The sequence below is a fragment of the Bacteroidia bacterium genome (assembly GCA_041391665.1).
Taxonomy (GTDB): Bacteria; Bacteroidota; Bacteroidia; order J057; family J057; genus JAGQVA01.
The window spans coordinates 2,440,697-2,466,345 of the sequence record JAWKNO010000001.1 but is presented as its reverse complement, the minus strand read 5'-3'; the positions used below and the strand labels follow the sequence as shown (position 1 = coordinate 2,466,345).

Annotated in this window: 18 protein-coding genes and 1 pseudogene; 7 read left to right on the top strand and 12 right to left on the bottom strand. The window is 45.3% G+C overall.

The features are described 5' to 3' along the window. The first annotated feature begins 177 nt into the window (after positions 1-177). The 3 genes from gpmI (at position 178) to crcB (ending at position 2,849) form a co-directional block, all read left to right on the top strand. Positions 178-1,716 (top strand): 2,3-bisphosphoglycerate-independent phosphoglycerate mutase, encoded by a 1,539-nt coding sequence (gene gpmI / locus R3D00_10140; protein ID MEZ4773529.1) that lies wholly within the window; start codon positions 178-180, stop codon positions 1,714-1,716. 114 nt (positions 1,717-1,830) lie between these two features. Beyond that, the gene (locus R3D00_10135) at positions 1,831-2,481 is read left to right on the top strand and encodes a hypothetical protein (GenBank protein ID MEZ4773528.1); all 651 of its coding nucleotides are present in this window, start codon (positions 1,831-1,833) and stop codon (positions 2,479-2,481) included. Continuing rightward, the gene (gene crcB, locus R3D00_10130; GenBank protein ID MEZ4773527.1) at positions 2,478-2,849 is read left to right on the top strand and encodes a fluoride efflux transporter CrcB; all 372 of its coding nucleotides are present in this window, start codon (positions 2,478-2,480) and stop codon (positions 2,847-2,849) included. Before R3D00_10135 ends, crcB begins: the two co-directional genes overlap by 4 nt. Positions 2,850-3,196: 347 nt before the next feature. Here crcB and R3D00_10125 read toward each other — a convergent pair whose 3' ends face one another. From R3D00_10125 to pruA, 7 genes and pseudogenes are all read right to left on the bottom strand, one after another. Beyond that, positions 3,197-3,454 carry a DNA-binding protein gene (locus R3D00_10125; GenBank protein MEZ4773526.1) on the bottom strand — a complete coding sequence of 86 codons (258 nt, stop codon included), beginning with the start codon at positions 3,452-3,454 and terminating at the stop codon, positions 3,197-3,199. Between the two features lie 147 nt (positions 3,455-3,601). Then, entirely contained in the window at positions 3,602-6,727 is a 3,126-nt protein-coding gene (gene ccsA / locus R3D00_10120) for a cytochrome c biogenesis protein CcsA (GenBank protein ID MEZ4773525.1), read from the bottom strand. A 14-nt stretch (positions 6,728-6,741) separates the two neighbouring features. Further along, positions 6,742-7,128 (bottom strand): cytochrome c maturation protein CcmE, encoded by a 387-nt coding sequence (locus tag R3D00_10115; GenBank protein MEZ4773524.1) that lies wholly within the window; start codon positions 7,126-7,128, stop codon positions 6,742-6,744. A gap of 61 nt (positions 7,129-7,189) precedes the next feature. Continuing rightward, positions 7,190-7,369, bottom strand: coding sequence for a hypothetical protein (locus R3D00_10110; GenBank protein ID MEZ4773523.1), 180 nt, complete (start codon positions 7,367-7,369; stop codon positions 7,190-7,192). Next, positions 7,366-8,142, bottom strand: a pseudogene (gene ccsA, locus R3D00_10105) (cytochrome c biogenesis protein CcsA). Before ccsA (R3D00_10105) ends, R3D00_10110 begins: the two are co-directional and overlap by 4 nt. A gap of 82 nt (positions 8,143-8,224) precedes the next feature. Further along, positions 8,225-8,890 carry a heme exporter protein CcmB gene (locus tag R3D00_10100; protein MEZ4773522.1) on the bottom strand — a complete coding sequence of 222 codons (666 nt, stop codon included), beginning with the start codon at positions 8,888-8,890 and terminating at the stop codon, positions 8,225-8,227. Next, entirely contained in the window at positions 8,887-10,518 is a 1,632-nt protein-coding gene (gene pruA / locus R3D00_10095; GenBank protein ID MEZ4773521.1) for an L-glutamate gamma-semialdehyde dehydrogenase, read from the bottom strand. The genes R3D00_10100 and pruA overlap by 4 nt, the downstream gene beginning before the upstream one ends. Positions 10,519-10,689: 171 nt before the next feature. Here pruA and R3D00_10090 point away from each other — a divergent pair, with 171 nt between their 5' ends. Next, positions 10,690-11,814 carry a WG repeat-containing protein gene (locus tag R3D00_10090; GenBank protein ID MEZ4773520.1) on the top strand — a complete coding sequence of 375 codons (1,125 nt, stop codon included), beginning with the start codon at positions 10,690-10,692 and terminating at the stop codon, positions 11,812-11,814. Positions 11,815-11,819: 5 nt separating this feature from the next. Here R3D00_10090 and R3D00_10085 read toward each other — a convergent pair whose 3' ends face one another. The 3 genes from R3D00_10085 to R3D00_10075 form a co-directional block, all read right to left on the bottom strand. Further along, positions 11,820-12,845 (bottom strand): MlaD family protein, encoded by a 1,026-nt coding sequence (locus R3D00_10085; GenBank protein ID MEZ4773519.1) that lies wholly within the window; start codon positions 12,843-12,845, stop codon positions 11,820-11,822. A 106-nt stretch (positions 12,846-12,951) separates the two neighbouring features. After that, a complete protein-coding gene (locus R3D00_10080) occupies positions 12,952-14,925 on the bottom strand; it encodes a dehydrogenase E1 component subunit alpha/beta (protein ID MEZ4773518.1) in 1,974 nt (657 codons plus the stop codon). A gap of 195 nt (positions 14,926-15,120) precedes the next feature. After that, positions 15,121-16,377, bottom strand: a complete 1,257-nt coding sequence (locus R3D00_10075) for an aminotransferase class I/II-fold pyridoxal phosphate-dependent enzyme (GenBank protein ID MEZ4773517.1) — start codon at positions 16,375-16,377, stop codon at positions 15,121-15,123. A gap of 241 nt (positions 16,378-16,618) precedes the next feature. Here R3D00_10075 and R3D00_10070 point away from each other — a divergent pair, with 241 nt between their 5' ends. Together R3D00_10070 and R3D00_10065 are read left to right on the top strand one after the other, a co-directional pair. Then, entirely contained in the window at positions 16,619-19,669 is a 3,051-nt protein-coding gene (locus R3D00_10070) for a GH92 family glycosyl hydrolase (protein ID MEZ4773516.1), read from the top strand. 66 nt (positions 19,670-19,735) lie between these two features. Further along, the gene (locus tag R3D00_10065) at positions 19,736-20,878 is read left to right on the top strand and encodes a DUF3078 domain-containing protein (protein ID MEZ4773515.1); all 1,143 of its coding nucleotides are present in this window, start codon (positions 19,736-19,738) and stop codon (positions 20,876-20,878) included. Positions 20,879-20,930: 52 nt separating this feature from the next. Here R3D00_10065 and R3D00_10060 read toward each other — a convergent pair whose 3' ends face one another. Together R3D00_10060 and R3D00_10055 are read right to left on the bottom strand one after the other, a co-directional pair. After that, a complete protein-coding gene (locus R3D00_10060; GenBank protein MEZ4773514.1) occupies positions 20,931-21,656 on the bottom strand; it encodes a LytTR family DNA-binding domain-containing protein in 726 nt (241 codons plus the stop codon). A 44-nt stretch (positions 21,657-21,700) separates the two neighbouring features. Continuing rightward, the gene (locus R3D00_10055; GenBank protein ID MEZ4773513.1) at positions 21,701-22,732 is read right to left on the bottom strand and encodes a histidine kinase; all 1,032 of its coding nucleotides are present in this window, start codon (positions 22,730-22,732) and stop codon (positions 21,701-21,703) included. Between the two features lie 269 nt (positions 22,733-23,001). Here R3D00_10055 and R3D00_10050 point away from each other — a divergent pair, with 269 nt between their 5' ends. Then, entirely contained in the window at positions 23,002-25,620 is a 2,619-nt protein-coding gene (locus R3D00_10050) for an outer membrane beta-barrel protein (protein ID MEZ4773512.1), read from the top strand. Positions 25,621-25,649 lie beyond the last annotated feature (29 nt).

Below are 25,649 nucleotides of genomic sequence, written 5' to 3'. Positions count from 1 at the left end.
ATATCTATGTTCTGTTTATTACCATAACCGTGCCAATAAAAAAAAAGCGAAAGTTTTCTACAGGTTTTGCCAAATGTTTCAGGGACAAGCTTTCCATCCTCTCAAACCAGCCAAACCATCTTCACAATTTCTGCATTTAGCTAAAGGAATTTTCGGATTAAATTTTACCTTTGGGGCATGAATTCCAGTAAAGTCATACTCATTATTATGGACGGATGGGGTATCGCAGATGACCCGTCGGTTAGCGCAGTTGATGCAGCAAATACGCCCTTTTACGATGCGGCGATTCAAACATTTCCCACCACCCGCCTGGAGGCTTCCGGGTTATTTGTAGGGTTGCCCGATGGCCAAATGGGCAATTCGGAGGTTGGTCACATGAATATTGGCGCGGGGCGTGTCGTGTATCAGGACCTCGTGAGAATCAATATTGAGGTGGAACAGAAAAAAATAATTGAGAATCCGGAGTTCCAAAACCTTGTAAGATATTGTTCGCAAAAAGACAAACCGCTGCATCTCATGGGGTTACTATCAGATGGTGGTGTCCACAGTAGTATACATCAACTGAAGGGTCTTATTAAAATACTTGCAGAACAAGGGCTGAAAAAAGTATATATCCATGTGTTTACCGATGGAAGAGATACGTCTCCCAATGGAGGTGAACATTATATTACCGACCTTCAGTCATGCATGCATGAATGTGGTACAGGCAAAATCGCCTCAGTCATCGGAAGGTACTTTGCCATGGATAGAGATAAAAGATGGGAGCGGGTAAAAAAGGCCTATGATCTCATTGTAAATGGTGTGGGAACACCTGCGACCGATCCTGTTGCAGCAGTCAAAGCCGCTTACGCGGAAGGGGTTACGGATGAGTTTATAGAGCCTATTGTCATTCAGGAAAATGGGAAACCTGTAGCTACGCTTCAGGATGGTGATGCTGTTCTTTTCTTCAACTTCCGCACAGACAGAGGGCGCCAGCTTACTCATGTATTTACCCAGGCAGAAATGCCCGAGGCCGGCATGCATACCCTCGATCTCTATTATGCAACACTGACCCGCTATGACGAATCTTTTAAAGGTGTACATGTTCTCTATGAAAAGGATAATATCAGCAATGGTTTAGGAGAATACCTCGCCAACAATGGCAAAAAACAAATACGAATCGCCGAAACTGAAAAATATCCTCATGTGACATTTTTCTTTAATGGTGGACGGGAAAAAGCCATGCCGGGAGAATCTCATATCCTCTGTCCTTCACCGAAAGTCGCTACCTATGACCTTCAACCGGAAATGAGCGCAAACGATATTCGAAATGCCATTATCCCCGAGATCGAAAAAGGAGATGCAGATTTTATTTGCCTTAACTTTGCCAATCCCGATATGGTCGGTCATACGGGTGTATTTGAAGCGGCCGTCAAAGCCTGTGAAGTTGTAGATACCTGTACCGCTGATGTAGTCAAAGCTGCCCTCGAAAATGGTTATGTCGCACTGGTAACCGCTGACCACGGAAACGCCGACAAAATGAAAAACCCTGACGGAAGCGCACACACCGCCCATACTACCGTACAGGTACCACTGTATATAGCAGATCCCGAAGGCAAATATTCTTTTAGAGATGCGCCTGGCAAGCTGGGTGATCTCGCACCTACCATTCTTACCATCATGGGATTACCCATCCCCAAAGAGATGACGGGTGAAGTTCTGGTGGTCGAGAACTGATTTTTTTAGAAAAAATTTTATCGGTGTAAGTAAAATATCAAACTGCAAGGAATATTGCCTGCAACGCATGTTAATCTATTGCCGGATCAGGTAGTTCTTTCTTAATAATTGATCATGAATGGAGCTGTCAATGTTCGTTTTTTTCGTCATCCTACCGTTGTACTGATGGTTGCTGGCATGTTGATTCTGCTGGCCGGATGTAAAGGAAAAGATAAACATACACTCACCCACCCGATACGGAAACAACTGATGCTACAGCTGGAAAACAGTTGTCGTATTCCCGGTATCTCCTATCACAAATCTGTAACAGACCTGCAAACTGATCCTCCCGTTACAGAAGACACCATATATCAGCCTGTTCCGGAAATTATTATCAGCAGGGGTAAAGAGAGAGATTCCATATCCTGGCTTCTGATTCAGGATATGGGGTACGCGCTGGATCAATTTTATGATGCACCCTATATAAGAGATTACCTTACCGTATCTCAACATCAGGATACTTTGATCGCAACCATTAACCCGGGTGCAGAAATGACCATTCCGCTGCATCTTCAGAAGGTCTCTACGAATACCCGGGGATATATCAAGTATTTTGAGGTAACCACTCATAAGAAAAACTGGCTATATACAGTCACAACGCATATCGCGGTTTCATTTGACAGTGTGGGTGTTTATCAGCACCACAGTCTTTCGCTTTTCACGAGAGTGCCGATGATCAGGCAGGAGGTAAAAGCAGACATCACCGGAAAAGCCCAATACCCATGAGTGAATGGATTGCCGTATTCATCGGAGGGGGCATTGGCAGTATTTCCCGTTATGGCATTTCCCGTTGGCTGGGTACTACGGAAGGAGGATTCCCCGTAGGCACCCTGACGGCAAATATACTTTCCTGTATCGTGCTGGGCCTTGCATGGGGTTATTTCAGCCGATATACAGAAGTGTCTTCTTCCGTCAAATTGCTGCTCATGGTAGGCTTCTGTGGAGGTTTTTCCACCTTTTCTACTTTTAGCCTTGAGACCATGAAGATGTTCCAGTTAGGGCAGTATATGATGGCCGCAGGCTATATTTGTCTTTCTATTCTGATGTGTGTGCTGATCCTCGTTTTTACTACCCGGTTGTTTGCCCAGGGATGAAAGACTTTACCGCCTGGAACACATTCGGGGATGTAAGTTTTTGGGAGGGGGATATACAAAAAGCAGGAAAAATGCAGGGTTTTACGGTCATTACGATCCTGCAATAGTTTAAATATGGAAACGATATTTGGCAGGTGGGGATTTTTTTTCTACCTTTAGTTTAGAAGGTCGAACAATGAGAACCTCATTTAGACCTTCCCTATTAACCTACCTAATACCCCAAACTCAATGTGCTCCGTCTATCCTCAGACGGAGCCATTGCTTTTATATGGATGGGATAAAAAAAGTAAAGGGTACGCAGACCGAAGTCACGTACCCTTCCATAGAGGGGACGAAATGAAACACAATCAATCTGCAGAGGCTGTAGCCAGAATAGACCGTGCACGATCGAGAATTGCAGTATCATCAAGTTGAACGACACCACCATCAGGTCCCGGCTCAATATGAAAGCCTACAGATTCGCCTTTCCTAAAATTTGAACCACCAAAATAATTGCGTACAGTTTCTACTGTTACGCCTAATTCACGGGCAATCATTTCCATGCTGCCATCTGGCAGGCTGTCTTTGATTTTACGAAGCTCATTGAACGTTATAGTCTTAGTCATAATAACAGATTTTTTAGGATGATGTGCTATCCGTAAATATATTAATATTCACTAAAAATCCAAATGTTTTATTCCCATTTTTCTAAGGTAACCTGTTATTTTCTATACCAGACCAAATCCAATAAACTGATCACAACTCTCTAACAATCAAGACTTTGCCCTGCTCTCCACCCATCTTCGATAAATAGAAATACCAAAACCAAACACCAAAATGAAAGTTCCCAGCCATAAAAGATTTACGAAGGGTTTGCTAATCGCTTTGATCACCACAAAATCTGAATGAGGATCAACCTGCCGTACCTGAATATGGATTATATCTTTATCAGGCGTAATGCCGACAAAAGCCAGATCCATCCCCAGTTCCTCTATTTGTGAAGTAATCATTCCGGGACGGTTACCTTCAATGACATATAATGGATTGGCAATAAAAGTGTCCTGCTCTGAGAATGCGATCAAATGAGCTGCGGCCGCTACGTCGTACTTCTGAAGGTCGGGTCTGCTGGTAAGATTGCGTAATTCGGCCAGCATCAGTCTGGTGTCGCCGATTTGCACGGTATCTCCGATTTTCATACCAAAGCTGAAAAACTTCGGCTCCATGGATTCTGGTGTAGGCAGACTGGAAGTAAATACATAGATGTCTTTATTCCAGAATATCTTCCTTCCCGGATGTGCCAGAATGCTTCCCATAGATTCATTAATTTCTGCTTCGGGATACAGGACAAACTGCTTGTCGGGATTGTCCAGGGCAGAAAACTCCAGGCCATACAACGTTCGATTATTGATAAGTTTTGGCTCAAACGCAGCGACATCTTCATTGAGCAGCGATTCCAGTCTTGTGAGATCAAGCCGGCCAACGGGTTTGGCAAAAGGATCTGCATTTTCAGAGGTCGCATGTACGTCCAGCAAGTGCCGGTCTTCCTCCAGAATAAACGGCGCCCGGTCCAGTACGATCGCAAAAGTTTCCCCATCTGCATCGTCAAAACTGAGTTTAAACCGGGTAGAAGTTTCTTCCAGCACCCGAAGGTCGGAGACCGGAGATTGGGCCTTCTTTTGTCCCAGATATTTGACCTGATACCCTTTTAGATAATTAGGGCTGCGGCGGTCAATGGCAATATTGTCGTTTTTCTCCTGCTCCGGAAAAGAGGCGAGGTCTTCAGGACGGAGGTTTTTGGAAATCACCTCATCATAGCCCGATGAAAACAACATCCCCAGCAACATCAGCGCAAATCCCAGGTGAACGATGGTACCCCCCATCACTTTCAGTCCTTTACGGTTTTTCTGAAGCAGGTTGACCAATACATCCGCATTCGCCATTACCCCAAATAACGCTGAAAACAGCAGCAATTCATTGGAAATAGACAGAATACCAAACTTCAACCAGGCAAACATTTTCCCAAAAGCCGACTTAAAGGCCAGTGCTTCAGGAGACACCATATCATGGAATGTCTTGTCGTAAGCGAAGTTCATTTCTGTGAAAAAGGTCGCAAGCAAAATCAACCCGCCTGCAATCATTGTAAGTACGAAGGGGCGAAACAGCGCATCACTTACTGAGTTTTTGGCAGTGATTCGCCACCACAAAAACTGACCAATACCCGAGACCACCCCAAACAGGATAGCAAACCAGACATTCCATTGATAATAAAACAATTGAACGTTGGGCGGAGGCGCCAGTTTCGTGCCGAATATCTGATTAAATACAGGAAGTGAAGTGGTGATGATAATCACGAGCCCTGAAAAAACGAGAATGAGCATGCCCACAAAAAGCATAAATTCTGCGGACCAGACTTTACTTTCATCCGCCCGTTCGGGAATTTCTTTCCACCGGAGCATCATGAGCACAACGACAAATACCACATAGGTCATTACCAGTACCAACAGCTGACCGGAAAGGCCAAGATCTGTGAACGTATGAACAGAGGTTTCGCCAAGAATACCGCTCCTGGTCAAAAAAGTACTATACAACACCAGTAAGAATGTGCTGATAATCAGCAGCATGGTGAGTTTCAGATAGGATTTTGTCTTCCGGTAAATCAACATGGCGTGAAGCGCTGCGACCCCGCATAACCACGGTACCAGCGAACTGTTTTCCACCGGGTCCCAGTTCCAGTAGCCACCAAAATTTAATGTTTCGTAAGCCCAGTAGCCCCCCATGATGATACCAACACCCAGGATCATCATGGAAAATGCCATCCAGGGAAGTGCCGGGCGAATCCACTCACTATATTGTCTTTTCAGTAAACCTGCAATCACGTATGAAAATGGGACAACGGTTGAGGCAAAACCCAGAAACAAAGTGGGCGGATGAATAACCATCCAGTAATTTTGAAGCAGTGGATTCAGCCCATTTCCATTAGAAGGGATAAAGGCAGGATTCTGCAGGTAAACCGGATTGTTGGGAAACACAGATTTGAGTGTGGCAAATGGCGTACTACCCAGTTTCCAAATGTCGGGTTCAGTGCCCATTCCGACAAAGACAATTCCCCCCAGAACCACCGCAGCGAGAATTTCACCAATAGGGATATTTTCCTGGCGGGCAACTCTCAACACATAAATCGTCAGAAAGATCAGGTAGGCCAAAATCATTTTTCCAAATACCACAAATGCCAGGTCATCCCAGCCCCCCCATGTTCCCCAGAAAATATACCTGGTGCCAGCCCCCAGTTGTCCTCTGAAAAGGAGAATCGAAAATCCTGCCGCCATAATCACGGAGGCGAGATGGAAGAGCCCGTCAAAAGGTAGCTTATCGCGATGGAATACGTACTGCCAGGCCAGATAACCACCACTGACAAGCCCCAGTAGCAGAAAAATACCCATCACCCATGAATCAGCGATATATACACCCAAAAGCATAGAGCTAATGACCATCTCTATAGAGGCAATTACCCCCACCACCAGGTTGCGCCATGAGGACCGGTTAAACAGCAGAATCGTACCTAATACCGAATGCCAGAAACACCATAACAAAAAACTCCCTTCCTGGCCTTCCCAAAAACAGGAAATCATGTAGTAAACGGGAAGTTCATTTGAGGAATGAGACCAGACATAATGGTATTCATACTTGTGGGAATAGATCAGGTAAAACAGCGTAGCAATAATTCCGAAAATACTTGCTGCATGCACCAGAAATCCACCTTTGCCGAGTTTTTCCCAGCTTTTTTTATCGTCTCCTTCAGAACGTTCGGCTATAAAAAAACTCCACGTCGCCACTAATGCGCCTGCAAAAGCAGCTGAAGTAAATAGTTCTCCGAGTTTGCCTCCGGTTAGTAAATCCATAATTTTTTATTTTCCTACTTCTCTCCACTGGTTATATCTGTAGGCTCATATTTTGAAGGGCATTTCATCACGATTTTATCGGCTACAAAAGCATCTTCTTTGTAAGAACCGATAACCACGACTTTCTCTGCCTGTTCAAAATTAATTGGTTTGGGATCGTAATACATCACTTTTTCCACCTGATTAAGGGTGTCTTGCATAAAAAAAGTGAAGATATCCTTGTCCGTATCGTAAGAGGACTGTTCACGGTCAACCCAACTGCCTACGATATGGACTTCTTTTTTTGTTTTTTTGGCAGTGCCAAAATCCGTGTAAATGCTGGCTGTTTCAGAAAAATTAATTCCCAAAGCTACTACAAAAACAGCCAGAGCAACGAGTATGATAATCTTGGAAGGTTTCATTTTTCAGTTTTGGTGTAAAGAATGTCTGGGTAGAATTTCCCCATTCAGACTATGCGGTTTTTTATTGTTTCAGTTTTTTCTCCAGGTCGCGAATCTTCCGGTTTGTAAGAACAAGATATCCAATCAGAGCGCCGAATATCAGCAGCAACACTGTCAGTACAGAATATACTTTATCGCTCATCAGGAGCCAGGTTTTTTCTGTCTGAAGCAAAATGAATGATTGTAAGAAGGTAGGGTTCATGCGTTATTTTTATATTCTCTTTCTGCGAGTTTTTCTTCCAGTTTTAACCGGATCATTTCGAGACGGCTTCTGAGTTCAAATATCCATACGCCAATAAGAATAAAGCCGAGCATGCCGGGATAGAGGATCATACGAAACTCATTGCTGATCTGGCTTTTATCAAAAATAAAAGAGCCTTTACCAGCCGTGGGATGAAGCCCTTCAAACATACGGGGGATGATAAAAAACAGAGGGATCAGCGTTGCAAAGGCAAAAATATTATAAACAGCAGCTACTTTCGCGCGGTTTTCTGGTTCTGTAAAAGAATTGCGAAGCAGAAAATACGCCAGATAAATCAACAGTGCGACCAGTGCACCTACCTGAATAGGGTCCCAGGCCCACCACGTAGAAAACTCAGACGCAGGGCGATCTTCTGCCCATGAAACCCGCGACCAGATAATACCGGTAACCAGGCCTAAAATATTAAAAACCACACCTACAGCTGCGGATTCACGCGCTTTGGCGTCCGCATAAAGCGGACTTTCCTGTGACTCATACTCCGGATCGAGCATGCGAAGCAGGCGAATACTGTGGTAAAGCGAAATCCCCATCATCGTCAGCATGGCAAACCACATCGGTACGTGGTAAAACACATTCCGGCTACTCTGCTGAAGTGGAGGAAGATCGGGAAGGCGGGTTACCATACCAAATACGACTGCATATAAAATCAATGCAATAGCAAGAACTTTGTAAGATATTCGGAGAATACTTTTTTGACTCATGATATAGAAGCTAACCCATACAAAAGTTACTTTATTGTGTTTGTAAAGTTAACCATTTTTAAGCTCAATTGGTTATCATTTCACTCATATTTTCCTATTCCCGCCACACAAATGGAAACAATATCACGGAGAATGCCACCAGGGCAAACGTAATCCCTCCGATCATCAGCAGGCTATCGTTTCCGTCAGTAGCGATAGTGCCGCCTGCGCCTTCGATGACAGAACGTGAAATTCTGATCAGCAACAACAGAATCGGCACAATCAACGGAAACCCCAGCACTGCCAGCAGCGTGGTTTTGTTTTCGGCCCGGGAAGCGATTGCAGATACCAGCGTAAGATTTGCAGAAAGGGCCGCACTGCCCGCAAAGGTGATCGCCAGTAGTCTGAGGGGGGCAAGAATTTTCACGCCGCCGAGAAACTGAAAAGCAACCAGCGTAATACCCGCAATCAAAAACAAAAGCAGCGTGTTGTACACAATTTTGGCGACAATCACTGACGTCGGGTGCGCCATGCTATACAGATACATCATTTGACCAGAACTTTCGGCCAAAAAACTGCGGGCAATCGCGTTGATCGCCACAAACAACAAAATAATCCAGTAAATGATGTTCCAGGTTCCCGGTTCCATATTATCCACGAATGCAAGGGAAATGACCGTAACCATACTCAGCACATACAGAACCAGCCCGTTAAAGGCGTATTTCTGTTTCCACTCCAACATTAATTCCTTTTGCAGGAGGTGCAGGACTTCTTTGATCATGATTCGGAAAGAAAGGGATAACGGTAATCTTTGGGAGGTACAAAGGTCTCCTTAATCGTGCGTGGGGAAACCCACCGCAACAGGTTGAGATAAGAACCTGCCTTATCATTGGTACCAGACCCTCTCGCTCCGCCAAAGGGTTGTTGTCCCACGACAGCCCCTGTGGGCTTGTCATTGATATAAAAATTACCGGCAGTATGCTGAAGCCTGCGGGCGGCCCTGTCAATCACCAGTCTGTCACGGGCAAACAGTGCCCCTGTAAGCGCATAGGGACTTGTTTTATCCAGGATATCGAGCGTTTCCTCAAACTGAGCATCTGCATACCGGTAAATGGTGACAACCGGTCCAAAAATCTCTTCGCACATGGTCAGAAAAAAAGGATCTTTGGCAAGCACGACCGTAGGCGAGATAAAATATCCTTCGGACTTATCATAATCTCCGCCGATAATGATTTCCGCATCGGGTGAGGCGTTGACCTGATCGATAAATCCAGCGATTTTGTCAAAGGCTCGTTCGTCGATGACTGCATTGATAAAGTTGGAAAAATCGGAAGGGTCGCCCATTTTAAAAGAAGCGACATCCTGCTTTACACGCCCGATAATCGAATCAAAAAGCGAATCCGGAATATAGACCCGTGAAGCCGCGCTGCATTTCTGCCCCTGAAATTCAAAGGCTCCGCGGGCAATGGCCACAGCCGCAGCCTCTGTGTCAGCCGTAGGGTGCACCATGATATAATCTTTGCCTCCGGTCTCGCCCACGATGCGGGGATAGGTTTTATAGGTGGCAATATTTTCGCCTATGGTTTTCCATAAGTGGCGAAATACTCCTGTAGAGCCTGTAAAATGCAGGCCCGCAAAATCTGGATGGTGGAAAACCACCTCACCGGCTTCAGGGCCATCGGCATATACGAGGTTGATCACGCCGTCTGGCAGCCCTGCTTCCATTAATATCTCCATAATCACATGGGCAGAGTATATCTGGCTGTCTGCGGGTTTCCATACGCACACATTTCCCATAAGTGCCGGAGCAGCGGGAAGATTTCCTGCAATAGAGGTAAAGTTGAAGGGAGTAATGCAGAAAATAAAACCCTCCAGCGGACGGTATTCGAGGCGATTCCACATTCCGGGTGATGACATGGGCTGATCCTGATAAATCTGGGTCATATAGGCCACATTAAACCGAAAAAAATCTGCCAGCTCTGCAACTGCATCAATTTCTGCCTGATAGATATTTTTGGACTGAGCCAACATCGTGGCGGCATTCATACGAGCCCGGTAAGGCCCCGACAGGAGGTCGGCGGCTTTTAAAAATACAGACGCTCTATGCTCCCAGGAAGTATTTTCCCAATCCGTTTTAGCGGCTAATGCGGCATCAACAGCAGCCCTGACGTGGGTACTGTTTCCCATTGAAAAATGCCCGATCACGTGCTTATGGTTATGTGGCGGGCTGATCGCTTTGCGATGATCCGTAAATACCGACCGCCCACCTATCACCATGGGAATCTCTTTCTGTTGAGCAGAGAGTTCGGCCAAAACTTTTTTTACCATCGCCCTTTCAGAACTGCCGGGTGCATAACTTAAAACGGGTTCGTTTACCGGAACTGGTACCTGGAAAAATGCTTTCTGCATAATGGAGTAGTATTTATTGAATTTCCCCTGGCAAATGTCAGGGTGAATATTTTAGGGTGAAATATTCAAATATACTGTTATCTGTCGGGTTTGTCCAAACGATCGGGCTGAGTAAAATCATTAATATGAAAATAGGTTTGCCAAATCGTTCATTTATCGTTATTATTAAGCATGCGGTTTTACCTTCTGACGGCTTTACTTTGCTCAACTTTAACGCATTCTTTCTCGCAGGATTTCAGAGCCAGGGCCAAAGATAAAGGGCTATGGGGTTATATCGATCTTTCTGGAGAATGGGTAATCCAGGCCCAATATGAAGACTCCCGAAATTTTTCCGAAGGGCTTGCTGCGGTGAAAAGTAACGGTTTGTGGGGATTTATTGATGTTTCCGGCAAATGGCTGGTTAATCCTAAATACAAAGAGACCGGTGATTTTCTGGAAGGAGTTGCCCGTGTAAGGGAAAATCGGCTATGGGGGTATATTGAGCTTCAGGGCACAATGGTCATTCCAGAAAAATTTACAGACTGCGGCGATTTTCACGAAAACTTTGCCCGCGTAAAAAGCGAGGAAGGCGATTGGAGTTTTATAGACCTTACCGGGACCATGCTCAAAGAACTCCGGTTTGACGATGTACAAGATTTTTACGAAGACGCCGCAAGAGTAAACAAAGGCGGATTGTGGGGCTATATTGATCATTTGGGCAACTGGATGATTTTGCCGCGGTTTACTGAAGCCCACGACTTTTCGGAAGGCCTTGCCCTTGTAGGTATTGAAGCCGGATACGGGTATGTCGATAGAGAAGGAAACTGGGTAATAAAACCATTTTTTCCAAAAGCCGAAAGTTTTCTCAATGGACTGGCGCGGGTCAAAGGGCCCGGTTCATCGCGTTGGGGATTCATTCTGCCCTCCGGGGACTGGAAAGTTTCTCCCGGATTTCTGGATGTCGGTGATTTTCACGAGGGCGTAGCACGTGCCAGTCTGCAAACCGACTGGGGGTTTATCAACAAAGAAGGCGAATGGTTGATCTATCCCCAATATGTCGTCGTGGCTGATTTTCAGGATGGAATTGCCGCTGCCCAAAAAGGTACCAAACTGGGCTATCTCAATCTGCAAGGTGAATGGATTGCAGAGCCGCAATTTGAATATGCAGGAGGATTTTCCAATGGTATTGCCCGGGTAAGAAAATCAAGAAAATGGGGGTACATTTCCACTACCGGAGAATGGTTGATCGAACCGGTTTTTTCAGATGCCGAAGATTTTGTGGAAATCGGAAATGAAGTTGTAGGAGGAAAAGAGTGAAATACTCAACGGGGATTCACCTCATTTTCCGGCTTTCTGGCCTTGTCCTTTCGCTCAATCAGATATATTTTAATATCGTCAAAAAATCGCTGGGGATTGGCTTTCACTTCGCGAAGTACAGAGTTGAGGTTTTCTGTAGTAACCGTGAGGCTGTCGTAAAGACGGGTATCATTTAATAACAAACCCAGTGTACCTCCGGTAGTATCCAGTTTGGCGACCATACTTTCTATATTCGAGACTGTAGAACTGGCATCTGTAAGCAGTTCTTTCACTTCATCGGAGGCTTTTACCAGGGAGTCTGTGGTAGATCGGATGTTGGAAATGATTGCTTCGATATTGGCATTATTATTTTCTACATTCCGGACGATACTACCTGCATTGGAGGCAATACCATTGATTTCACCCGCAAGACTATCCACCTTTCGGGTGATACTCGTCAGGTTATTGGAAGTCTCCCGGATATTGTCGAGCGTGGCCCGCATTGTGTTGTTGTTTTCGGTATCGGTAAGCAGGTTTTTGGTGAGCTTCACAATATCATTGATTTGAACGGCCAGCTTTGCGACCTCAATAAGAATCTGTGAACCCTGTGTTTTTACCAGATCAGAAGCTTCATCAAATACACCAGCCTCCACAAAACCTTTGATCATATCACCACTTTTCAGGTATTTGTCAGAAGCAGGCAATGAGTCCGGAACAAATAATTTCACCCCTTTTGAACCTAACAGGTCAAAGTTGTAAATCATGGCAATAGAATTCTCGGGCACATTCAGGTTCTGGGTGATCTCAAAAGTAGCCGTTACCAGACCAGATTTCATATCTTCGAGTTGAAGCCGGGACACCTTCCCTACTCTCAGCCCGTTGACCATGATCGGATTTCCCTCAATCAGCCCCTGTACGTCCTGATATTTGGCATATATAATCAGAGATGAGCCAAAAAAACGCGATCCTGCCATAAAATTCAGGCCATAGACAATCATGGCAATGGTTACCACTGCAATCACACCAAATTTTACCTCATTGCTGATTTTCATAGCGGGTCTTGTAGGTTTGCGCCGATAAAGCTACATAAAACCCCCTTATTACCCAAAATGATTCAATAGCAAACCCAACCCATCTTGTCACAATCTTTTTGACAAGTCAATAAGCAAGCATGGTAGCGATCGTTTCAGCCAGTCTGGATTTAGCCATAAATTGTGCCTCCAACCGTGGGTGAAACGGTATCGGTGTATCCATCGACCCCAATCGCATCACCGGCCCATCGAGATACTGAAAACAATGCTGTCCCACCATGGCAGCGATTTCTGCGCCAAATGCACCCGTAGTGGTGTCCTCATACAAAACCAGGCACTTCCCTGTTTTTTTCACCGAAGCATAGACCGTTTCGGTATCCCATGGGATCAAGGTGCGAAGGTCAATCACTTCAATCGAATCGCTTTGATTATCGACGGCTTCCATCGCCCAGTGTACCCCCATCCCATAGGTAACAATGGTCATATCATTCCCCTTTTTTACAATTTTTGCCTCTCCCAAGGGAAGGTTGTAATACCCGGAAGGTACATGACCTGAAACGGATCGGTACAACAGCTTGTGTTCGAAGTATATGACCGGATTGGGGTCGAGAATCGATGTGGTAAGCAACCCCTTGGCATCTGCCGGATTGGATGGATATACCACTTTGAGCCCCGGTACATGTGTAAACCAGGATTCATTGCTTTGTGAGTGGAAAGGTCCTGCACCGGTACCTCCCCCGGTAGGCATTCTGACAACCACATCTGCACTATGGCCCCAGCGGTAATGATTTTTTGCCAGGTTGTTTACGATCTGGTTAAAGCCACAGGAAACAAAGTCCGCAAACTGCATTTCTACGACAGATTTCCTTCCCCGAAGCGATAACCCCAAACCTGCCCCCAGAATGGCAGATTCACAAATGGGGGTATTGCGCACCCGATCTTTTCCAAACTCTTTGACAAATCCATCTGTTATTTTAAACACCCCGCCATATTCGGCTATATCCTGCCCCATAATGACCATATCAGGGTGTTTTCTCATCGACTCCTGCAACCCCTCACTCAAAGCATCGATCAGGCGTTTTTCCTCGCCCAAATCACCCGCAGCAGTAAGTGAAGCGGTCATTGGGGCATATACATCTCCGGTTTCTACATGAGCGTCTGGTGATACATCGGGCGCTTCAAATCCGGCCGCCACATCTGCATTAATTTCATTCTTCAATTTTTTACGCACCAAACTTATCTCCTCTTCGCTCATCACGCCGGTTTCTATCAGCCATTTTTCGTAATTGCTCACCGGATCTTTGGTCGCCCATTCGTCCAATAACGCTTGCGGCACATATTTGGTACCGGAAGCCTCCTCATGACCACGCATGCGGAAAGTCATACACTCCAGCAGAACAGGTTTGCGATCTTTGCGCATTTTTTCTGCAATTTCTGCCACCTTGTGATACACCTCCAGCACATTATTTCCGTCGATGGTGTGTCCTTTGATTCCGTAACCTTTGGCCCGGTCTGCAATCTGTTTGCAGCGAAATTGTTCTGACGCAGGAGTTGAAAGACCATAGCCATTATTTTCGACCATAAACAAAACAGGCAGATCCCAGACAGAGGCCACGTTAAGTGCTTCATGGAAATCGCCCTCGCTTGCACCGCCATCACCGGAGAAGGGAACCGCAATAAAATCCTGTTTATCGAGGTTACTTGCCAGCGCCAGTCCATCTGCTACCGGCAACATGGCTCCGAGGTGGGAGATCATGCCAATCACCCGGTCTTCAGGAGATCCGAAGTGAAAGGAGCGGTCCCGGCCCATTGTATAGCCCGATAATTTTCCCTGCCACTGAGCGATTAGTTTGCGCAAAGGCATATTCCGGGTAGTAAATACCCCCAAATTGCGGTGAAGCGGCAGAATATAATCCTCAGACTTAAGGGCTTTGGTGAGACCTACGGAAATAGCTTCCTGCCCGATACCGGAAAACCATTTACTGATTTTACCCTGACGAAGCAAAATCAGCATTTTTTCCTCAATCAGCCGGGGATACAGAATATCTGAATAAAGTTCTCTTAAAAATTCGTCAGACAAGTTTTTCCTTTGATATATCATGGCAGTTGGATTCATGGGAACAACCGGCAAATCTCACGAACCCACAAAGAAAAAACAAAAAAAACTGAGCACTCCGGAAGGGAAAAGCAACCTGCAAAGGGAACCTGATAATATGCAGATTGTAAATCCGGATGCGCTCAGCTCTGATGAAAAGAATAGGTTAATAAAAAGGGGTAATACCAGTTAGTGTTTGCGTTACGCAGCCACCGTATGCGAGGGTAATACCACTTTCTGATTTTCTTCTTTCAATACCTGTGGCAAAAGTTCTGCGATCAAACCCAACACATTATCGATGTCTTCCAGCCGAAGGTGATTGTGCATGGTCAGGCGCAAACCTGTATTTTTATAAGGCACACTCGGATAAACGGCAATGTTGACAAAATAACCCCGATCTTTCAGTTTTCGCACCAGGTTGAACCCTACTTCCGGCATACCAACGTGAACAAAGCAGATCGGCGTACTGGATTCGGAGATCAGTTCGATATTCAGTTTATTCGCGCTTTGGTTGAATCGGGATATACGCTGTGCAAGCTGGTTTTGGAGAATATCAATTTCGGGAGAAAGATGGATTTTGGCAGATTGTACCGCTGCAGCAAGTGAAGCAGGCTGGATAGGTCCGGAAAAAATCATTGTCCCCCCACAATTGCGCACCATCTGCCTGGTTTCCTCATCAGGAAGTACCAAAATCCCCCCTACCGCACCAAATCCCTTAGCCATTGAACCCGTAATAAAAATCCTGGGATGGTTGCCAATTTTACTCCTCACAAATCCGGACCCGTTTTTGCCCGTCCAGCCAGTGCCATGTGCATCGTCCATATACAGATGCAGTTGGTCATACTTATTCAGCAGTGAAATCAAATCATCCATGGGAGCATAGTCGCCATACATCGAATATACGCCATCGGCGAAATACCATATTTTCTGATAATCATTCCTCAACTTAAGAATCCGCTGTTCCAACATTTCTAAACTGTTGTGGCGAATCATTTCGACCTTTACGCCGCGGGCTTTGACGGTTTGGACAGCCAGTGCCACACTCGCATGTACCTGATGATCGAGGATAACCACATCCTCATCTCCGACGATGGTAGGAATCAGCGACATATGTCCCAGTGTTGTCGTAGGTGCAACAAGTACAGGGGACTGGTATATTTGAGAGAGCAATTCCTCCAACTCATCATACATACCCATTGAAACGTAAGCCCTCGAACTGGAAAACTGAGTCCCATATCGCAATACCGCATCGATTGCCGCATCTTTCATACGCGGATCCAGTTCCAGACCCAAATAACTGCAAGAGCTGAAGTTGACCAGTTTTTTTCCATCTACCAGGATTTCACGTCCATTAAACGATTCATCCTCCGTCGAAAGATGAATGGCGCCTGCATTTCGCGCCTGCATGATGGTTTTGTTAATTGTAGCAAGATTTTCAGCAGTTTTACTTGTAACCATGATATTCTATTGTTGCCAGGGTTTAATTTTGTTTTCCTGAAGTAAAATTATTACACCCTCAGGCCTGCTGAAAGGATACAAATTCTCAAGTTGTACCAAACCCGAAGGATCAATTCTTTCTTTTAATAAGGGAAAATGGAGCTTTTGGGATAATTATTAAATGAAAAAAATGGATAATTGTACCAGATTTTTTCTCAAAATCAATATCAAAGTCCCTCAAAAATTGTAAAATACTTACCTTATGTCCCCAATCAGAATCATCTCTTCAAAAATCGCTGTTAGCCTGGCATGTCTTTTCCTGGTAGCCGGCTGCCAAACCCGTAAAGATGCTACTCAGCCACTTACCGCTTATGTAAACCCACTTTTGGGGACTTTGTCGGAGCCGTCTTTTTCCCATGGCAATACCTATCCGTCTGTCTGCCTTCCCTGGGGCATGACTGCCTGGACACCCCAAACGGGAGAATTTGGCTGGATATATACCCATCAGTCCGAAAAAATACAGGGAATCCGTGCCACACATCAGCCCAGTCCCTGGATGGGAGACTACGGACAGTTTTCACTCATGCCGATGACAGGAGTCTTAAAAACAGGAGATGATGAGAGAGCTTCTGCTTTTAAACACGAAAACGAAAAATCCACGCCTTTTTACTACAATGTTCACCTTGATGATTATGACACCAGAGCAGAAGTAACGCCAACCCTACGCTCCGCAGCGCTCCGTTTCACTTACCCCGATGCCGAAAAGGCTTTTCTGGTACTTGACATGAGCGCCGCGGAAGGGAATGTCGTCATAGATCCGGAAAACCAGACGATCTCAGGATTTACACGTGTCAACTCGGGTGGGGTACCACAAAACTTTGCTTGCTATTTTGTGGCAGTATTTGACAAACCGTTTGAAACTTACGGTGTATGGCAGGGAGATGCGATTCGTGAAGGGGAAAAAACTATACTTGGCGTAAATAGTGGTGCATATCTTCAGTTTTCTACCCATCGGGGTGATCAGCTAAATGTACGAATTGGCACGTCCTTCATCAGCACACTCCAGGCGAAGAAAAATCTCGATACGGAAATTGGAAAACAATCCTTTGAGGCGGTAAGGGATGCAGCGCAGCAAACCTGGGAAAAAGAGCTTTCCCGTATAGAAATAGAAGGTGCAACAGAAGCACAAATGACGACTTTTTATACTGCTTACTACCGACTCCTTAATTTTCCCAGAGTATGGTATGAACCGGATTCGGCAGGTAGTCCGTATCATTTCAGCCCCTATGACGGGCAGATTCACCCGGGTGTGATGTACACAGACAATGGGTTTTGGGATACTTTCCGTGGAGTATTTCCTTTTTTCAGCCTCATGTACCCCGAACGCGATGCTGAAATCATTCAGGGATTTGTCAACTCCTATAAAGAGGGGGACTGGTTTCCCAAATGGACCAGCCCCGGATACCGCGATGTCATGATTGGCACACATACCGCTTCACTTATTGCCGATGCATATAATAAAGGTATCCGCGATTTTGATGTGGAAACGGCTTTTGAAGGTATGGTGAAAGATGGCATGGCAAATGGCGGACAGGGCGGAAAAGGTCGAAGAGGAAACGATTATTATACAGAATTGGGATATGTACCTTCTGATAAAGTGCATGAAGCTACCGCCCGTACGCTCGAATTTGCCTACGGAGACTTTTGTATCGGGCAATTGGCGGATGGATTCGGAAAAAATAACGAGAGGGATTATTTTTATAGAAACAGCTACAACTACCGAAATGTATTCGACCCGGAAGTTGGTTTTATGCGGGGCAGACAGGCGGATGGTTCGTGGCGGCCTGATTTTTCGCCGCTCGAATGGGGCGGCCCTTTTACTGAAGGAAGCTCCTGGCATTACTCCTGGTCGGTCATGCAAAACCCCCGCGGTCTGATCGACCTTATGGGCGGAGATCAGCTGTTTGCCGATAAACTGGATACCCTATTTGCTACTCCTCCCGACTTTCTGGTGGGCTCTTACGGCAATGAAATCCACGAAATGACCGAAATGGTGAAGGGAAATATGGGACAATATGCCCACGGAAATCAGCCCGTTCACCATCTCATCTATCTCTACAACTATGCCCGCCAGCCCTGGAAAACGCAGTATTGGGTGCGGGAAGTCATGAACCGGCTGTATGGCCCCGGACCCGACGGCCTTTGCGGCGATGAAGACAACGGGCAAATGTCTGCGTGGTATATATTTTCTGCCCTCGGCTTTTACTCGGTTTGCCCGGGTGTACCTCAATATGTAATGGGCGCGCCTTTGTTTACAAAAGTAACCATGCACCTTCCCAATGGAAAAACCCTGGTGCTTTCCGCACCCGAAAATTCTGATGAAAACCGATATATACAAAAAGTACGAATCAATGGCGAGGAAACCGACCGCACCTGGTTTAGCCACAAAGAACTGGCAGCTGGGGGGGAAGTCGATTTTGAAATGGGTTCTCAACCTAACAAGTCGCGGGGAATTTCCGACGAAAGTCTGCCATTTTCCCTGCAAAATGATTTCCCGCTCAAAGATTTACAGAAAAAGCCTATTGCCACGCCGTCGATCAAACCCACAGTAGAAATGCCATTAATCAGTGAAGCGCCTACGCATTTTCGGAATAAGTTTTCGGTGAAAGTCTCTTGTCCCACCCCGGATGCAACACTTCGCTATACGCTCGACGGCAGTTCTCCGATCAAAGGTGAAGTCGTAAATGGTTCCATTGAAATTACGGAATCTTCGGTTCTCAGGGTAATCGCCTTAAAAGAAGGGTTTTACAAAAGTCAGGAAATATCAAAGACCTATATCCATTTACCCAATAACTATGAAGTATCGCTAAAAAATCCGCCACACGAGCGTTATCCGGCCGGAGGTGGGCTAAGTCTTATCGACGGGGTAAGAGGCACTTCCAATTTTCACGATGGGCGATGGCTGGGTTTTGAAGGTAATGATCTGGAGGCTTTTATAGATCTGAAAGGAAATCAGAAGGTTGGCAAAGTTTCTGTCAGTGTCATGCAGAATCAGGGTTCGTGGATATTTTTCCCTAAAGAAATCCAGGTCTGGGTTTCGGAGAATGGGAAGGATTTTATGCCGGCAGGAACCGTATCACCGGAGATTTTGCAGAAAAACGGTTCGGAGATCCGGACATTTTTAGTTAATTTTACCAGTAAGGATGCCTCCTATCTGCGTATTATTGCCAAAAACACAGGCACTGCGCCTGAATGGCACTCAGCCTCTGGCGGAAAAGTCTGGCTGTTTATAGATGAAATTATGATAGAATAAAGGACAAATGCTGCAACCTCGCGGCTGGAACCTCTGTATTTCTATCAAACCTCCAAAAACTGTTTTATGCTTCGGATCATTATTTTTTTTCTGGCTGGCTTATTGTCAATGTCATCCCTATTTGCTTTTCCCGAAAATAAGGACACTCTTCACATCAAAATTACCAGCCGGGTAAAAAGAAAGCCCGTGTCAGGAGTGGTGGTTCAGGTAGCCCAGAAAGAAGACACCTTCCATCTGGATCAGAACGGCTACATCTGCGTCACCGATCTTTCCCCGGACAAATATACGCTGGAGATTAAAGGGAAGGGGTTTAGAACTAAAACACACAAAATCGAAAAGAAAAATTTTGGTACAAAAGATACGGTGAAGGTAGAGATTGAGCCAAACTGGATATTTGACGGCTCAGAAAGTCTCCACTTTTCCCAGCACGCATATAGTCCTTACTGGCAGAAAGGAAGTACCAACTCGATGGCCATTCGCGGAGAAGTCAACCTCAATGCAAAATATAAAAAAGCCCGGCAGGACTGGGAAAATAGCTTTTCAATCAAACATGGCGTCCTCAAGCAGGGCGAATACGATTTCCTCACCAGCGAAGATCTGGTAGAACTGAACTCTGAGTACGGGCGAAGATTCAGTGAACATTTTCTCACAACAGCCCTGCTCAATATCCGAACCCAGATTCGCAAGGGATATAAGATCGAAAAAGATGGAAGCCGGGGAGAGTTGCGTTCGGACTTTCTCGCCCCGGGTTATTTCAACTTTGGAACAGGCATGGACTATAAATCGAAAGAGTTGGGACTAAACATTTACTATTCGCCACTCAACTCGAAGGTTACGCTGGTGCAGGATTCTATACTTTCTCAGTTTTATATGCCCAAAGACCTGATCGGACAGACACGGCGGTACGAACTGGGCTCTTACCTGAAGATCAATTACAAAAAAGAAATTGTTAAAAACATAGTGTTTCAAACCAATGCAGATTTTTTCGCCAACCACCTCAAAGATTTTGGATCAGTAGACGTGAACTGGGAAACAAAAATGGATTTCAAGGTCAATAAATATGTTTCCGCCAATATCCTCACACATCTTATTTACGACCAGGATATTCAGTTTGACATTGCAGATGCGAGCGGGGAACCTACCGGAAAAAAAGGACCCCGCACGCAGTTTCACGAAGCATTAAATATCGGCTTGATCCATAAGTTCTGATCAAAATTCCCTATAAACCTAAAGCAGCTTGCAAAAATTCGCGGGGAGAAGTTTAGCTAATTGCCCGCAACAGGTCCTCCACCAATGCCTCACTGACCGGGATTTCATGTTTCCCGATCATGATCTGCCGGCTGCGAATAGACTCAATTTTTGACAGATTGACAATGTAGGACTTATGTACCCGCATAAATCCGGTCGCTGGCAATTTTTCTTCTATCGCTTTCAGGGTAGATTTAGTAAGAACAGGTTTGGGAGCCGATGTGAGAAAGATTTTCACGTAGTCTTTCATCCCCTCAATATGGGAAATATCAGCCACTACAATTTTTACCAGTGCATATTCTACATTCACAAAGAAAGAATGAGGCAAGGGTATGGCAGGGGATGAAACGGCAGAGGGATTGGGGGGAGCGGGCTGACTTTTTACCGCATAATCGAGGGCTTTATAGGCGGCTTTGGTAAATCGCTCAAGGCTCACAGGTTTCAGCAAATAGTCGATCACATCGAGATCATAACTTTCCAACGCGTAGTTGGCATAAGCTGTCACAAAGATTACCATTGGCCGGTCTCTGAGGCTCGACAAAAACTTGGTTCCCAGCATGCCCGGCATCTGGATGTCGAGAAAAAGAAGATCAATTTTTTCGTTTTGCAGTACTTCCATCGCCTCAAAAGCATTTTTGCACATACCTGCCAGTTCAAGAAAAGGTATCTGTCGAATATTTTCTTCGAGTAGTTTGCGGGCAGGACTTTCGTCATCAACAGCAAGGCAGCGAAGTTTCATGATATTGGGAATATTTACTCAAAAATAATAAAAGTCCCTCACAATCAGGTATTCTTGCGCACAAAGCTGAGATTAAGATTTACTTCAAACCAGCCATTATCCGTATTGATTGTTAATGTATGCGAATCATGGTACAATAAGTCCAACCGCCGGATTACATTGCGCAGACCAATCCCCGAGTCGGGATCTTTGTCGCCATCAGCACTGGTTTTATTTTTAACATGAAAGTCCAATCCCTCGTCTGATACATTCATTTGTATATCAATGACAGGATTCTCAATCAATCCTACCCCATGTTTGAACGCATTTTCGACAAATGGAATCAGCAACATAGGTTCGATAAACTGCATATTCGCTTCACCTTCAATAGTAAGCCGGATATCCACATCTTCTTCAAAGCGTATTTTCTGAAGCTCTATATAGTTTTTCAGATATTCCAGTTCCTGATCCAGGGGTGCCTGGGCTTCACCGGAGTTGTAGAGCAGATAACGCAGCAGCTCGGAGAGTTTAATGGTAACGGGCTCGGCAAGATCTGAACGTGCCCGGATCAAATAGACGATACTGTTTAGAATATTAAAGATAAAGTGCGGACTGATTTGGGAGCGGAGAAAGGAAAGTTCGGAGCGAAGCCTTTCCTGCTGTTCCTCCTGCCGGCCTTTTTCCTGATTGAGAAGAAAAACAATAAAACCATACCCCGTGCTGACGGCCGTTAAAAATATAACAGGGATCACGGTCCAGAAAATATCCCAGCGACGGCGCACAAGCGCCTCCGGAATCAACCATTCTTTCATCGTCAATTGAAGGAAAGAGAACGCAATGATCAGCCCTAACAGAGATAAAAGATAAGTTCCCAACCCTTTTCGGCGGAAAATCCGGGGAATCAACCATTCACTATTGATGAGGAAGAGGGGAATATTGGTAAAAACCACAGGTAAAATAGCGATATAAAATTTTCTGAAATTCTCATTTTCGCCGGCATTGATAATCGGAAAGCCAATCCACACCACCCAAAATACCAAATGGAATAATAGCCGAAAGAGAAGATCAGTGGAAAGATTGTAATTAAAACGTTTCATTGGCAGATACCTGAAAGCCCAATTTAGCAATATAGACATAAGGTTCAGAGAGAAACCGATCAAACCGGCAATTCCGAAGATGAAACCGCCGAGATAAATGGTTTTTCACAATCGGAAAGTCAAATCTCCCCAAATGCAGGTTTCATCGTCCGTATACCCCTGATCATCTACTAGTTAAAACAATACCTGACTATCGTAGTTTGCTTTGCGTAATAAGTACTCAATAGAATCCTTTCCTTAATGACCAGATCATAATGAATACCTCCAAAATGCAAAATTTTACTTTACGCGCAGGGCTGTTTTTGTTCCTGCTTTCTATTTTTTCAGGGCTTGAAGCCCAATATCCCGGAGCACCGGGAGGCGCTACCGGCGGCGGGAAAGCCCCCAATATGAATATTGGACGTTTTTACGGAAAGGTTGTGGATGAAAGTGGCAAGGGTATCGCCTATGCCAATGTGCAGCTTTTGAAAAGTCAAACAGACCCCACGACGCAAAAAACGACAGAAAAAATTATCTCCGGTCAGCTTACCGCAGACAACGGAGATTTCAGTCTCGAAAACCTCCCCATTATGGGTGATTTCACGCTGAGGATATCTTATATCGGTTTTGCACAAACCTCCCAGGTCGTATCCTTTGGTATGAAACAGATCACAGGCGGTACGCCCGGTACACCTCCGGCTGGAGGTGGGTTTCCCGGTGGCGGAAGTTTTGAAAAAGATCTGGGCAATCTTACCCTCAAAGCTTCAGACGTAACACTTGATACGGTGACAGTGACGGCAGAAATTCCTGTAGCGACGCTCGCCCTGGACAAAAAGGTATATCGTGTGGACAAAGATGCTTCTATCGCCGGAGGCAATGCACAGGATGCGTTAAAAAATGTGCCTTCTCTTTCTGTGGATATTGACGGCAACGTTGCCTTGCGCAACGGATCCCCGCAAATATTTGTGGATGGCCGCCCGACCACCCTTTCACTGGATCAGATTTCAGCCGATGCCATCGAATCCGTTGAGGTAATTACCAATCCATCTGCCAAGTTTGACGCGGGAGGCGGTACAGCCGGTATTATCAATATCGTATTGAAAAAAGAAAGGAAACTTGGCTACAATGGCAATATCAGAACCGGTATCAATACCCGTGGAGGATATAACGCAGGCGGCGACCTGAATGCCCGGGGTGAAAAAACCAATATCTTTATAAGCGGCAACCTCAATCAAAATAAAGGTTATTCTGTCGGGGAGACTTACAGACAAAACCTGTTTGGCAATCCTTACACCAACCTTACTCAAAGTGTCGATGGGATAATGAATGGGCTTTTTGCCAATGGCAGAGCGGGTATCGACTGGTTTATTGACAACCGCAATACCATTACCGTTTCAGGAAGTTACACCCGGGGAAAATTCAGACCGTCAGACGAAATCACCAACACCACGGAGTTTTTGTTTAAAAATGACAGTACTGTCACGAGTGAGTATGTGCGATCATCCCTTCAGGACCGGAATTTCCGAAATATTGGTGGCTCCGTTTTGTTTAAACACCTTTTCCCTAAAGAAGGTGCAGAATGGACAGCGGACGTCAACTACAACAGGGTACGGTTTATGGGTGGAAGTGAATATTCCACAGTATATGACAACGGCCGCACTTCTCAGGAGGAGCAAAATGGCACAGGCAACGGTCAGTTTGTAACTATCCAGTCAGATTTTGTCAATCCGCTTAATAGTAAGATGAAACTGGAAGGAGGCGTACGTGCAGCACTCCGACTCAATACCAATAGCATCGAAAATACATACTATGACCCGGCAACTGACCAATGGGTCAGAATAACCAGTCTGGCTGATAATTTTAAATTCAACGACGATGTATATGCGGCTTATGGCCAGTTTAGTCATCAGTTTAAAACCTGGGGATACCAGGCCGGGCTTCGTGCTGAGAGTAGCGTATATTCCGGTGCCTTGGTGGATACGGATTCTTCATTTACCATCGCTTATCCACTCAGTTTTTTCCCAAGCCTTTTTGCGACAAAAAAACTCAACGAAACCGACAATATCCAGTTTGCCTATACCCGCAGAATCAACCGCCCCAATTTCTTCCAGACAATGCCTTTTACGGACTTTTCAGACTCCCTGAATTTGCGGAGAGGAAACCCGACACTCCGTCCGGAATTTGTCAACTCTATGGAGGTATCATATCAGAAGATATTCTCTAAAGGTCATAACCTCCTGGCATCGATTTATTATAAGCAGGCATCTAACCTGATCACCACGTATCTGGTGAATGAATTCAACGCTGATCTGAACCGCGAAGTGGTAGTAGCAACTTTTGCAAACTCCAACAGCAGCCAGGCATATGGTGGGGAGATAACATTAAAAAACAACTTCTTCAAAAAAATAGACCTGACCTCCAACTTCAATATGTATCAATCGCGGGTGGATGCGAGCAATGTGGAAACTGATCTGGTTATTAATCAGCTTAGCTGGTTTCTCAAAGAAAATCTGCAGATCAGTCTGCCTGCCAATTTTATGATTCAGTTCTCCGGCGAATATCGCAGCAGGGCTGCATTTACACCTAATAGTGGAGGCCAGATGCCATGGGCAATGACGACTACCAACACTGCCCAGGGTTATACATTGGCTAACTGGTTTATGGATATATCCCTCCGCAAAACTTTCATGGACAGAAAAGCGACATTGACGCTGAATGTAAATGATGTTTTCCGGACCAGAAGAAATGGCACTTATACCGTTTCCGATATTTTTATTCAGGATAGCTGGCGGACGAGGGATGCGCAAATCTTCCGCCTGAACTTCTCCTATCGGTTTGGGAAAATGGATGCTTCGCTCTTCAAACGTAAAAACATGAAGATGAACAACCAGGGAATGGATATGATGTAAAAGCCTGATCTGTTTTCAGATAAATGAAA